This window comes from Variovorax gossypii (assembly GCF_003965815.1).
Taxonomy (GTDB): domain Bacteria; phylum Pseudomonadota; class Gammaproteobacteria; order Burkholderiales; family Burkholderiaceae_C; genus Variovorax; species Variovorax gossypii.
In genome coordinates, this window is sequence record NZ_RXOE01000004.1 from 235,895 (window position 1) to 246,753 (window position 10,859).

General features: G+C 69.2%; 9 protein-coding genes. 1 reads left to right on the forward strand and 8 read right to left on the reverse strand.

From position 1 onward, the window contains the following. Window positions 1-13 precede the first annotated feature (13 nt). On the forward strand, window positions 14-352 hold the full coding sequence (locus EJP69_RS17890) for an antibiotic biosynthesis monooxygenase family protein (RefSeq protein ID WP_126471847.1): 339 nt from the start codon (window positions 14-16) through the stop codon (window positions 350-352). On the opposite strand, the gene EJP69_RS17895 is transcribed toward EJP69_RS17890, so the two are convergent. The 8 genes from EJP69_RS17895 to cheY all read right to left on the reverse strand — a co-directional run bounded on the left by EJP69_RS17895 (window position 318) and on the right by cheY (window position 10,850). After that, window positions 318-2,261, reverse strand: coding sequence for a glycoside hydrolase family 15 protein (locus EJP69_RS17895; RefSeq protein ID WP_126471849.1), 1,944 nt, complete (start codon window positions 2,259-2,261; stop codon window positions 318-320). The two genes, EJP69_RS17890 and EJP69_RS17895, sit on opposite strands and share 35 nt — an antisense overlap. 96 nt (window positions 2,262-2,357) lie before the next feature. Beyond that, window positions 2,358-3,092: an RNA polymerase sigma factor FliA gene (locus EJP69_RS17900; RefSeq protein WP_093197798.1), complete on the reverse strand. Its 735-nt coding sequence runs from the start codon at window positions 3,090-3,092 to the stop codon at window positions 2,358-2,360. Between the two features lie 21 nt (window positions 3,093-3,113). After that, window positions 3,114-3,914, reverse strand: coding sequence for a nucleotide-binding protein (locus tag EJP69_RS17905; RefSeq protein ID WP_126471851.1), 801 nt, complete (start codon window positions 3,912-3,914; stop codon window positions 3,114-3,116). A gap of 10 nt (window positions 3,915-3,924) precedes the next feature. Continuing rightward, window positions 3,925-6,432 (reverse strand): flagellar biosynthesis GTPase FlhF, encoded by a 2,508-nt coding sequence (flhF, locus tag EJP69_RS17910; protein WP_126471853.1) that lies wholly within the window; start codon window positions 6,430-6,432, stop codon window positions 3,925-3,927. Beyond that, window positions 6,429-8,531 (reverse strand): flagellar biosynthesis protein FlhA, encoded by a 2,103-nt coding sequence (flhA, locus tag EJP69_RS17915; protein WP_093197806.1) that lies wholly within the window; start codon window positions 8,529-8,531, stop codon window positions 6,429-6,431. Before flhA ends, flhF begins: the two co-directional genes overlap by 4 nt. Next, window positions 8,528-9,679, reverse strand: coding sequence for a flagellar biosynthesis protein FlhB (gene flhB, locus EJP69_RS17920; protein ID WP_126471855.1), 1,152 nt, complete (start codon window positions 9,677-9,679; stop codon window positions 8,528-8,530). Before flhB ends, flhA begins: the two co-directional genes overlap by 4 nt. A 132-nt stretch (window positions 9,680-9,811) precedes the next feature. Next, on the reverse strand, window positions 9,812-10,453 hold the full coding sequence (cheZ, locus tag EJP69_RS17925) for a protein phosphatase CheZ (protein WP_093197811.1): 642 nt from the start codon (window positions 10,451-10,453) through the stop codon (window positions 9,812-9,814). Between the two features lies 1 nt (window position 10,454). Further along, window positions 10,455-10,850: a chemotaxis response regulator CheY gene (gene cheY, locus EJP69_RS17930; RefSeq protein WP_164546721.1), complete on the reverse strand. Its 396-nt coding sequence runs from the start codon at window positions 10,848-10,850 to the stop codon at window positions 10,455-10,457. Window positions 10,851-10,859: the final 9 nt, after the last annotated feature.

Below are 10,859 nucleotides of genomic sequence, written 5' to 3' on the forward strand. Positions count from 1 at the left end.
CAAGGAGAAACCGATGTTCATCCGCTGCGCATTCTTCAGGGGCCGGGTCAAGGCCGGCATGGAAGAGGCCTTCGACCGCCACGTGCACGAAAGGCTCGTGCCGCTGTGGACTCGCTTTCCCGGCGCGCTCGAGGTGCGCGTACTGCGCCAGGTCGAAAGCGACGTGAGCGACCCCGAGCTTGCGATGGTCTTGGCCATCCGCTGGGCGAGCCGCGAGGACATCGCCCGCGCGCTCGACTCGCCCGTGCGCTGCGAAAGCCGCGAAGTCTCGAAGAAGCTGTTCGAGATGTTCGACGGCACGGTCTTCCACACGGTGTTCAGCGCCGGGGAGTTCGCGCTCTCGGCCTCTTGAGCGGAGCGCTCTTCTCGCTCTTCTCGCTCTTCTTCACCGCTTTCTTCGCCGCCTTCTTCGACGACGCCTTGCCGTCCATGTCCGCCAGCTCCCACACCCCGCCGGCCGCCGACACCAGCGCATGCGCGCTGTTGATCAGCCCGATGTGCGAGAAGGCCTGCGGAAAATTGCCGAGCTGCCTGCGCGCCACCGGGTCGTATTCCTCGGCGTAGAGCCCCAGGTCGTTGGCCAGCGCCAGCAGCCGCTTGAACAACGCCCGTGCCTTGCGCAGCCTGCCCATGGCGACATATACGTTCGCCAGCCAGAAGCTGCATGCGAGGAAGGCGCCCTCCCCGCCGCCGAGCCCGTCCACGCCCTTCTCGGTGCGGTAGCGGTACACCAGCCCGTTGAAGATCAGCTCCTTCTCGATGCGCGCGATGGTGCCCTGCACGCGCGGGTCGTTGATCGGCAGGAAGCCGATCAGCGGCATCCACAGCAGCGCGGCGTCCACCGTGTCGGCGCCGTAGTACTGCATGAAGGAATTGGACGCGGCGTCGTAGCCGCGCGCGCAGACCTCGGCGTGGATCTCGTCGCGCACTTCCCGCCAGCGATCGACCGGGCCTTCGAGCCCGAACTCGGTGGCGCTCGCGATCACCCGGTCGAAGGCCAGCCAGCACATGACCTTGGAGTGCACGAAGTGGCGCGGCTCGCCGCGCACTTCCCACAGGCCGCAGTCGGGCTCCCGCCACAGATCCATCAGCTGCTTCGCGATGGCGCGCTCCAGCGGCCACAGCTTGTCCATGTCCGCCAGCCCGGCCTTGCGCGCCGCATGGAAGGCCGCGATGACCGAGCCGTAGACGTCGAGCTGCCGCTGCCCGTGCGCGCCGTTGCCGATGCGCACCGGGCGGCTGCCTTCGTAGCCGGGCAGCCAGCCGAGCTCGAGCTCGGTCAGCGAGCGTTCGCCGTGCAGACCGTACATCACCTGCAGCTCCTCGGGCGAGCCGCCGACCGCGCGCATCAGCCACCAGCGCCAGGCGCTGGCCTCCTCCACGTAGCCCGAGCCGATCAGCGCGTAGAGCGTGAGCGCCGCGTCGCGCAGCCAGCAGAAGCGGTAGTCCCAGTTGCGCTCGCCGCCGGGCAGCTCGGGCAGCGATGCACTGGGCGCGGCGACGATGCCGCCGGTGGGCTCGTAGGTGAGCGCCTTGAGCGTGAGCAGCGAGCGCATCACCGGCTCGCGAAACTCTCCGTGGTAGCCGCAGCGCTCGGTCCACGCGCTCCATTCGGCGACGGTGCGCGCCAGCAGCGCATTGGCGTCGCGCGTCACGGGCGGCTTGAGGTGCGAGGGAAACCAGTCGAGGCTGAAGGCGATGGACTGGCCCGCCGACACGGTGAAGTCGGCGAAGCTCGCGAAGTTCTCGTTGGTCAGCGGCACGCCGGAGCTGATGCGCACGGAGTCGGGCCCGGCCGTGGCGAACACCGCGCCGTCGCGCCGGTCCATCCACGGGCACCACTCGCCGTAGTTGAAGCGGATGCGGAACTCCGTGTGCATGGCGACCGTGCCGCGCACGCCCCGCACGATGCGCACCACCTCGTGCGTGCCGTCGAGCACGGGGCGAGGCATGAAGTCGGTGACGACGGCCGTTCCGCCGGCCACGTGAATCGTCGTCTCCAGCACCACGGTGCCCGGCAGGTAGCGCCGCGCGATGCGCGCCTTGCGGTCGGTCGCGCGCATCGACCAGTGGCCGTTGCGCTCGTCGCCGAGCAGGCTGGCGAACATCGCCGCGGAATCGAAGCGCGGCAGGCACAGCCACTCGATGTCGCCGCCGCGGTGCACCAGCGCCGCGCTGTGGGTCGATCCGATGAGCGCGTAGTCGCCGATGGGGCGGTTGCCGTGCAGCTTGACGGAAGGTTGCTTGGAGGTCTTTGGCAAGAGTCCGAGCTTTGCCGCCCGTGCGGGCACGGCGCGCCAGCGCAGGGCGTGCATTGCTGACGGACAAGACCCAATCGGCGTGCCCCGGAGGGCAGCCTAGAGCAGATCTTTCAGCTTCGCCCGCAACCTGCTGATCGCCTGGCTGTGCAGCTGGCACACGCGCGACTGGCTCACCTCGAGGATGGCGCCTATCTCGCGCAGGTTCAGCTCTTCCTCGTAGTAGAGGTTCAGCAGCAGCTGGTCGCGTTCCGGCAGCGCCGAGATGGCGTCCACCAGCTGGTGGCGGAAGCCGCTTTCCAGAAGCTGCTCCAGCGGGTCGTCGCTGCTGCGGCGGTCCTTGCGTGCGTCCTGCGAATGGCTGTCGAGGAAGGCGTTGTCGGCGTCGTCTTTGGAGAAGTCTTCCACGTACAGCAGCTGGCAGCCCTGAATCTCCTGCAGCAGCGACTGGTACGCCTCGATGTCCATCTTCAGCTCCCTGGCGATCTCCCCTTCGGTGGGAGAACGTCCGAGCTTGTGGCCCAGCGCCTGGATCGCCTTCTCGATGCCGCGCGCCGACTGGCGCAGGCCGCGCGAGCCCCAGTCGGCGGCGCGCAGTTCGTCGAGCATGGCGCCGCGGATGCGCTGGCTGACGAAGGTCTCGAACTGCGCGCCCCGGTTGTCCTGGTAGCGGCTTGATGCGTCCAGCAGGCCGAGCATGCCTGCCTGGATCAGGTCGTCCAGCTCCACGCTGGCGGGCAGCTTGGCCATCATCTGCAGCGCGATGCGGCGCACCAGCGGCTGGTGCTGCGCCAGCAGGTGAGATTTCTCGATGGTTCCCTGTGCGGTGTACACGGCGTTCCGTCCTTCCTGGGCTCAGGCCACGGCCTGCTGGGGCTCGGCCGCGCGCCACGGCCAGCCGTCCATCTCGCCTGCGACGCGACGCAGGTCGATCGCCGCGTGGCTCGCGGGAAAGGCCTCGGCGATGGTCTTCTTCAGCCGCCAGGCATCGGCGACCAGCGGATCGAAGCGCACCCAGCCGGCGGGCTGCAGCGACAGCGCGAGATAGCGGCTGCCGGCATGGGCGAGGTTGTTCATGATCTGGCGCGCGGCCTGGACGTCGACCACGCCGTTGACCAGGAAGCGCATCTGGCTCATGCCATGCGCTCGCTGCAGGTGCTTGATGCCCGCATAGGCCGAGGTGACCGACGAGGGGTGCGGCTGCAGCACCAGCAGCAGGTCGTCCGCGCCCTGCGCGAGCGCCGACAGCCGGCCCTCGCGGTCGAAGGCCGCATCGACGATGACGAAGCCGTCGTACCAGAACCTGCGCGGATCGTTGCCTGCGCCATGCACCGCGCCGGGCGGCGCCGGCAGCACGCGCACGCCGCAGGCCGCGCGCACCTCGGCGCCGTCGAGCGTCAGGCGCCCGCCGGCCACGTCGGCCAGGCTGCCCAGCGGGTCGATGTCCCAGACCTCGCACGCCGAGCCTTCGGCCGGGCAGTGCTCGTCGAGCAGCAGGACGTTGCGGCCCTGCCCTGCCAGCGCCACCGCGAGGTTCATCGCGATGGTGGTACCGCCCGCGCCGCTGCCCATGCCGGCCACCGCGACCACGCGCGCCTGCGTCGGCGCGAGCAGGCGCCGGAGGCCGTCCGCCTGATCCGCAACCAGCTTGTTCATTGCGCCACCCTCAATCCTGCTTCTCCAGCTTCTGCGGCTTCGCGGGCTCGCGCGGCGCCTGCACGGGCGCGGTCGATTCGGTGCCCAGCGCGTCGAGCAGCAGGAAGAGCTTGCCCACGCCCGCATACAGCGCACTGCCGCTCATGGCGCGGCCGTTGCGCGCCGGGCGGCCCATCAGCTGGCCCAGCAGCGCGCGCGCGCGGTCGGCCCACTCGCCCTCGGCCTGCAGCAGCCGCCACACGGTGGTGCTCATCTGGCCGGCGATCAGGAGCCGCTTCATGATGTCGGGGTCGCCCAGCTCGCCGATGCCGCCCACGAGCTGCACGCCGTCGCGCAACAGGCGGAAGCAGGGCTCGGCATCCACCGCCCAGCCCAGCCACTGCGCGAGCTGGCGCGCGGAAACCTCGGAGCCGATGTTCGAAAGCGCGTGCACCTGCGCCAGCACGTTGCCGGTGCGTGCATCGACCACGCGCGTGGCGACGCAGCGCAGCGCCGGCATCTCGTCGCGGGCGATGCCCGCCGCCAGAGCCGCCGCGTTGAAGCGCAGCACCACGTCGGCATGCGACTCGGCGAGCAGCGCCGCCTTGCCGCGAAAGCGCACGGGCCGCGCTTCGCCGAATTCGAAGTCCATGCGCGCCAGCGTGTCGGGCGCGCCGGAGCGCATGTCGATCACGGCGGTGGAGCCCGGCGCGCGCGCCAGCCAGCGCTGGCCCGCGGCCTGCCACTGCACCATGGCCTCGATGCCGGGCAGGCGGGTCAGCAGGTGCACCAGCGGCCGGCTGCCGAAGTCCTGCTGGCGCAGCCACGGAACCTGGCGTGCGCCGGGCTTGCGCGCGGCGTCCTTCATGCCGCGCGTTGCGGCCGTCGAGAGCCACTGGTTGGGCGCCGCCAGCGGCAGGCCCGTGCGGTCCGACAGCAGCAGGCTGCCGTGGCATTCGTAGGCGTCGCCGCCCTCGTTCGATCGCAGTCCCACCTGCCCGCACAGCGCGAGCACATGGGTCTCGCAGGCGGCGGCCACTTCGCCGCGCGCGTGCACCAGCAGGTCCTGCAGCACGGCCTTCTGGCCCGCTTCCTCGTCACCGGCCTGGCGCCATAGCGCGCGTGCGCGCTCGAAGCCGATCTGCGCGCCGGCCAGCGCGCTCGCGGTGGTGGCCAGCTCCTGCGCGTCGTGCGCCATGGCGCGGATCAGGTTCTGGTACTTCAGGCGCAGCAGGTCGGTCTCGCCCTGCGCGCGGGCCACCTGCTGCGAGGCGCCCGCCGCGGCGGCAGCGTCTTCCTGCAGGTCGCTCTCGGCGGGCACGAACAGCGGGCTGTGCTGGCGCGGCTGGAACACGCTGTCCACCAGCTGCGTGCGGTCGGCCTGCATCAGGTTCTCGGGCACCTTCTGGCCGCTGGAGATGTAGTGCACCGGCAGGCGGTGGCGGATCACGGTGTCGATCAGCGCGCCCGGGTGCGTGGCCTCGTCCACCTTGGTGAAGATGCAGCCGGCCAGCTCGTTGCCGTGGCGGTAGGCGTGCACCACCTCGTTGAGCGTGTCGCCGTGGCTGGTGGCGTTGAGCAGCAGCAGCTTCTTCACCGGCCTGGGGCTCTGGCCCAGCATGGCGATCTGCTCGGGCACCGCGCGGTCGCGCTGGCTCATGCCGACGGTGTCGATCAGCACCATGTGCTTCTCGCGCAGGTCCTGCAGCACCAGGTGCAGATCGGCGGCGTCCTTCACGGCGTACACCGGCACGTTGAGGATCTGGCCGTAGATGCGCAGCTGCTCGTAGGCGCCGATCCGGTAGCTGTCGGTGGTCACCAGCGCGAGCTTGTCGGCGCCGAAGCGCATCACGCAGCGCGCGGCCAGCTTGGCGGTGGTGGTGGTCTTGCCCACGCCGGTCGGGCCCATCAGCGCATAGACGCCGCCCGCGGCGAACAGCGCGTCCTCGTCCTCATGCACGGGCACGGCGCGGATCAGCTCCGAGCGCACGTAGGCCATGCCCTCGGCGTAGGTGCGGCCGGTGGGCAGCTTCTCGAGCATGGCCTTCGACAGGCGCGCGCTGAAGCCGGCGCCGAGCAGCGTGCGCAGCAGGCGGCCGCGCACGGGGTCGCGGCGCTGCCTGTCGTTCCACACGACGCTGGCGAGCTGCTCCTCGATCATGCCGCGCATGGAATGCAGCTCCTCGAGCACGGTGTCGGCTGGTGCGGCGGCGGGCGCGTGGACCTGCACGGGCGCAGGCGCAGGCAGCGGCGCGGGCATCGAGGCGACCGGCAAAGGAGCGGGTGCCACACGAACGGCCGGTGCCGCAACAGGGGCAACGGCTGCAACGGGCTTCGCGGCCGCGCTGCCCTGCAGCACGCCCTGCACTTCGCCCTCGACCATGGCGACGATCTCCACGCCCTCGGCGGTCGCGCGATGCGTGAGCACGATGGCGTCGGCGCCCAGCGCCTCCCTCACCAGTCGCAGGGCTTCGCGGCTGGTGGCCGCGACGAATTTGCGCGCGGTGGTGCGCACGTCTGTCTGTTGGGGGGAATTCAACCTCGTCCTCCGATGGCGGTGGTGACCTTGATGGTTCGGGAATCAGGAATCTCGGCGTGCGACAGCACCTTGAGCTGCGGCAGGCTGCGCCGCAGGAAGCGCGACAGCAGCACGCGCAGCGAGTGCTGCACGACCAGCACCGGCGCAAGCCCCATCTGCTCCTGCCGCACGATGGCGGCCTGCGCCTGCCGCAGCAGGTTGTCGGCGATGCCGGGCTCGATGCCGCTGCTGTTGCCCAGGGCCTGCTGCAGCACGCCGTCGAGCGAGCCGTCCAGGCCGATGACCTGCATCTCGGTGTCGCCCGGGAAGAGCTGCTGCGTGATCGCGCGGCCCAGCGCCAGGCGCGTGAGCGTGGTGAGCTCGGTCGGGTCCTTGACGGTCGGCGCGTACTCGGCCATCACGTCGAGGATGGTGCGCATGTCGCGGATCGGCACTTCCTCGTCGAGCAGGTTCTGCAGCACCTTGTGCAGCGTGCTGAGCGACAGCACCTTGGGCACCAGGTCTTCGGTGAGCTTGGGCGCGGTCTTGGCGATCTGGTCGAGCAGCTGCTGCACTTCCTGGCGGCCCAGCAGCTCGGCGGCATGCGTCTGGATGAGGTGGTTCAGGTGCGTGGCCATCACCGTGCAGGCATCGACCACCGTGTAGCCGTACACCTGCGCCTGCTGGCGCAGGCTGGAGTCGATCCACACCGCCGAAAGGCCGAAGGCCGGGTCGCGCGTGGGCGTGCCGGGCAGCGAGCCCGTCACCTGGCCCGGGTTGATGGCCATCCACTGGTTCGGGAAAGCCTCGCCGCGCCCGATCTCCACGTCCTTCAGGGTGATGACGTAGGTGTTGGGCTTGATCTCCAGGTTGTCGCGGATGTGCACCACCGGCACCAGGAAGCCGACCTCCTGCGCGATCTTCTTGCGGATGCTCTTGATGCGGCCCAGCAGTTCGCCCTGCTGCGACTGGTCCACCAGCGGGATCAGCCGGTAGCCGACCTGCATGCCCAGCGGGTCGACCATGGCCACGTCGTCCCATGTCGCTTCCGCGGTCTCGGCGGACGATGCCGCGAGGTTCGCGGCCTGCACGGCAGCGGCTTCCTGCGCCGCCTGCTGCTTCGGCTTGCGCTGCAGCAGCCCGCGACCCAGCCACACCAGGCCGCCCGCGATGAGCAGGAAGGCCAGGTTCGGCATGCCGGGAATCATGCCCAGCAGGCCGACGATGCCTGCCGTGAGAAACAGCACCTGCGGGTTGGAGAAGAGCTGGCCCGTGAGCTGGCTGCCCACGTCCTCGTCGGTGGTCACGCGCGAGACGATCACGCCGGCGGCGGTGGAGATCACCAGCGCCGGGATCTGCGCCACCAGGCCGTCGCCGATGGCCAGCAGCGTGTAGGTCTTGCCGGCCGTGGAGAAGTCCAGTCCGTGCTGCACCATGCCCACCACCAGCCCGCCGATGATGTTGATCACCATGATGAGCAGGCCTGCGATCGCGTCGCCGCGCACGAACTTGCTGGCACCGTCCATCGAGCCGTAGAAGTCGGCTTCCTGCGCGACCTCGGTGCGGCGCTTGCGGGCCACGTCCTCGCCGATCAGGCCGGCGTTCAGGTCGGCGTCGATGGCCATCTGCTTGCCCGGCATCGCGTCGAGCATGAAGCGCGCGCCCACCTCGGCGATGCGGCCCGCGCCCTTGGTGATCACCATGAAGTTGATGAGCACGAGGATGATGAACACCATCACGCCCACGGCGAAGTTGCCGCCCACCAGGAAGTGGCCGAAGGCCTCGATCACCTTGCCCGCCGCATCGGGGCCGGTGTGGCCGTTCATCAGCACCACGCGCGTGGAGGCCACGTTCAGCGACAGGCGCAGCAGCGTGGAGAACAGCAGCACGGCCGGGAAGGCGGCGAAGTCCAGCGCCTTCATCGTGTACATGCTCACCAGCAGCACCATCACCGACATCGCGATGTTGAAGGTGAACAGCAGGTCGAGCAGGAACGGCGGCAGCGGCAGCACCATCATGCTCAGGATGAGGATGATGAGGATCGGCCCGGCCAGCCCCTTGAGCTGCGAGCCGGCGAACATGCGCGTCGGCATGCGCATCAGGTTTGTCATCGCGTTCATGCGTGTGCCGCCGTGTCGACGGTGTATTGGAGTTCTGCGGGAACCGGCAGATCGGTGGGCGTGCGCGGCGCTTCGCCGCCTTCGGCCTTCCAGCGCCTGAGCTGGTAGACCCAGGCCAGCACTTCGGCCACCGCGGTGTAGAGGCCGGCGGGAATCTCGTCACCCAGCTTCGTGTGTCTGTAGAGGGAGCGCGCGAGCGGCGGCGCCTCGAGGATCGCCACCTTGTGCTCCTTGGCCAGCTCGCGGATGCGCGCGGCCACGAGCTCGGTGCCCTTGGCCACCACGCGCGGCGCACCCATGCCGCCCTCCTGGTACTTGAGCGCCACGGCGAAGTGCGTGGGGTTGGTCAGCACGATGTCGGCCTTGGGCACCTCGGACATCATCCGGCGGCGCGCCATCTGCTGTTGCTGGCGGCGGATCGCTGCCTTGATGTGCGGATCGCCTTCGCTTTCCTTGTGCTCCTGGCGCACGTCCTCGCGCGACATGCGCAGCTTGCGGTAGTAGCTCCAGAGCTGGAAGGGCACGTCGATCAGCGCCACGAGGAAGAGCGTGGCGGCGATCAGCGCGCAATGCTTGGCCACCAGCACCATCGCGTGCGGCAGCGCGTACTGCGCGGGCTGGGCCATCAGAGCCATCAGCGCCTCGATGTCGCGCGACACCACCCACCACGCCACGCCGCCGATGAGCGCCGACTTGGCCAGCGCCTTCACCAGCTCCGCGAGCGACTGCGTGGAGAACATGCGGCCGATGCCGGCCAGCGGATTGAGCTTGCCGAAGTTCGGCGCTGCCGACTTGGTGGAGAACAGCCAGCCGCCGAGCATCATCGGCGCGAGCACCGCCGCGACGACCATCATCGCGAACAGCGGACCGATGGCCGTCATCGCCTGCAGCGACATCAGCCCGGTCTGGGCCAGCATGTGGGAGGGATCGAAGGCGCTGGCGCGGTCGAAGTGCAGGCCACGGCGCAGCGCGCCGCTCATGCTCGTGCCCAGGGACTGCGCCGTGAGCCACAGGCCGGCGCATGCCGTGCCCAACATGACGAAGGTGGTGAGCTCGCGTGAACGGGCTACGTTGCCTTCCTCGCGCGCCTTTTCCAGGCGCCGCTCGGAGGCGGGTTCCGTTTTCTCGAGATCGCTTTCCTCAGCCATTCATGCTCCGAACCAGCACTGGCGCAGCACGCCTTGCTCATGGCCAAATTATTGGATTCGGCCCCTCGGAACAATCTGCCGATCAGGGGCCTGATACCCCTGCAGTTCGGACAATAGAAGCGACCTCCGGAATCAGAAGCCGAGGCTCTCCAGCAGGTCGTCGACCTGCGCCTGGTCGGTCACGGCATCGGGGTTGCCGGGCTTGATCTGCGGGCCGTTCTGCAGGCTCTGCACGGCCTCGTGGCGCTTCTCGGGCGCGGAGTTGTCGATCAGCACCTGCAGCAGCTGCGTCTCGACGTCGTTGACCACTTCCATCATCTTCTTGATGACCTGGCCCGTCAGGTCCTGGAAGTCCTGCGCCATCAGGATCTCCATGAGCTGCGTGTTGATCGCGCTGGCGCGGTCCGGCACCTCGTTGAGGTAGCCGCGCGTGTCCAGCACGAGCTCGCGCGCATGGTCGAGCTCGATGGGGTTCTCGAACCACTGGTCCCAGCGCTTGCTGAGGCTCTTCGCGTCGGTGGCCAGCGCTTCCTGCAACGGCTGCGCCACGTCGATGGCGTTGAGCGCGCGGTGCGCCGCACGCTCGGTGGTTGCGGCCACGTAGCTCAGGCGGTCGCGCGCGTCGGGGATGGCCTGCGCGGCCTTGGCCACCTGTTTGTCGAGGCCCAGCTCGCGCAGGCCGTCGCGCAGCTGGCGCGTGAGCTGGCCGATGCGGCCCAGCAGTTCCTCGGTGGTGTTGGCGGAGTCCGCCACGGCGGCAGTGTTCTGGCTCATGTCACGCGGCCTCCTTGGCCAGCTTCTCGAAGATCTTGGTGATCTTTTCTTCGAGCGTGGCGGCGGTGAAGGGCTTCACCACGTAGCCGTTGGCACCGGCCTGCGCCGCCGCGACGATGTTCTCCTTCTTCGCCTCGGCGGTGACCATCAGCACCGGCAGCTTCTTCAGCTCCGGGTCGGCGCGAATGGTCTGCAGCATGGTCAGGCCGTCCATGTTGGGCATGTTCCAGTCGGACACCACGAAGCCGAAGTTGCCGCCGCGCAGCTTCTCGATGCCGGCGGCGCCGTCCTCGGCCTCGTCGACGTTGTGGAACTCGAGTTCCTTCAGCAGGTTGCGCACGATGCGGCGCATGGTCGGGAAGTCGTCCACAACCAGGATTTTGATGCTCTTGTCCATCACGATATT

Bases quoted from the DNA above. Each gene is read 5' to 3' on its own strand.
- EJP69_RS17890 (WP_126471847.1), top strand. From the start codon at position 14: ATGTTCATCCGCTGCGCATTCTTCAGGGGCCGGGTCAAGGCCGGCATG.
- EJP69_RS17905 (WP_126471851.1), bottom strand. From the start codon at position 3,914: ATGAACAAGCTGGTTGCGGATCAGGCGGACGGCCTCCGGCGCCTGCTC.
- flhA (WP_093197806.1), bottom strand. From the start codon at position 8,531: ATGAACGCGATGACAAACCTGATGCGCATGCCGACGCGCATGTTCGCC.
- flhB (WP_126471855.1), bottom strand. From the start codon at position 9,679: ATGGCTGAGGAAAGCGATCTCGAGAAAACGGAACCCGCCTCCGAGCGG.
- cheZ (WP_093197811.1), bottom strand. From the start codon at position 10,453: ATGAGCCAGAACACTGCCGCCGTGGCGGACTCCGCCAACACCACCGAG.
- cheY (WP_164546721.1), bottom strand. From the start codon at position 10,850: ATGGACAAGAGCATCAAAATCCTGGTTGTGGACGACTTCCCGACCATG.